Below are 1,244 nucleotides of genomic sequence, written 5' to 3' on the forward strand. Positions count from 1 at the left end.
TCTACCATAGATTGCGAAACAACGCGAGATACACAGAATGGCCCATGTATGACACGCGAACGAATTAGATCGAAGTTAACTAACCAGAATAAACATTTTTTCTTATATAGTCGATGAGGCGCTTTAAAATCGAGGGCGTGATTGCTAGAGATCTAACTGGAGTTCAGCTATCTTGATCCCTGAGCTTCAGAAGCGTTCAAATTAAACAGAGGGCCTAAGCTCCTGATTCATTTGGGTAAAATCGATTTGAGAGGTAAATGACGGAAGGTAAACGGATAGAAGACGGAGAATTATTGCTTATATATCAACGATCCGTCCTTAAATTGGCGAGACGGTCGGCGGACGGATTGGAGGGGGACGGAGAAAACGGATGGATGGACTTTTACGGAAAAAGGATTTAGTCGAAGCGGTTAGCGTTGCGAAGTCGACTATAGCGGATTGGGTGACAGAATTTCACGTATTCATCCCAACGGTTAAGCATGGAGCCGTTACATACTATAAGCCGGAGGCCGTGGACGTTTTGAACACGATCCGGGAGCTGCGCGAGTTGGATAACTCGAAAGTACAGATTATGGAGCTGCTGACAAAACGGGGATTCCCGATAACTGTCGAGGAAGCTGTGGCGGACGTTGAGCGGGTTATATCTGGAGCAGATTCGCGCGATACGCTGCTCACGGTTATGCAGACAATGGGACAGGCTGTCGTCGAGATCGGAAAGCAGGACGGACGCATAAACCGCATAGAATCTAGGGTTTTAGAGCATGTCGAGCGTTTGGACGAACAGGACGGACGGATTGTGGAGACCGCCAACGAAGTAAGTGAACTGCAGCGAGTGATCGGGGAAATGCAGCGACAGCTCGCTGAGGCTAGGGAGGAAGCTACGGCTGCGAGGGAACAAGCGAATAAGTCGGTATGGCGGAGATTGTTTGGGAAGTGAGTGCTGCTTGATTTTAATTAGGAGACGGCATAGCTCTACGAGCTGCAGCAGCCGAATCCTGCATAAACCGAAGAAATAAGGCAAAAAAATCCGAGGGCGGGGTTGGTTGGTAAACCGCACAGCTCGGATTTTTTTTGTTCAGCTCTTTATAGGGCTTCGGCGTTTTGAATCGCATGTTCCCAAGACGGGAAGTAAAACAACGCACTTCTCATCAGATCGGGATGTGATTGTTTTACCTTTTTCTTGCTAAGCGATCCTCCATCTGCTTGTAACTGTTTTATTTGATTTAGAATTTCGTCGGTACTCA

General features: G+C 47.6%; 1 protein-coding gene. It reads left to right on the forward strand.

Annotated features, from left to right (window positions below):
• The first annotated feature begins 370 nt into the window (after positions 1-370).
• The gene (locus ASC93_RS14040; protein ID WP_056442956.1) at positions 371-937 is read left to right on the forward strand and encodes a MerR family transcriptional regulator; all 567 of its coding nucleotides are present in this window, start codon (positions 371-373) and stop codon (positions 935-937) included.
• Positions 938-1,244 lie beyond the last annotated feature (307 nt).

It is taken from the genome of Massilia sp. Root335, assembly GCF_001425685.1.
Lineage (GTDB): Bacteria > Pseudomonadota > Gammaproteobacteria > Burkholderiales > Burkholderiaceae_D > Telluria > Telluria luteola.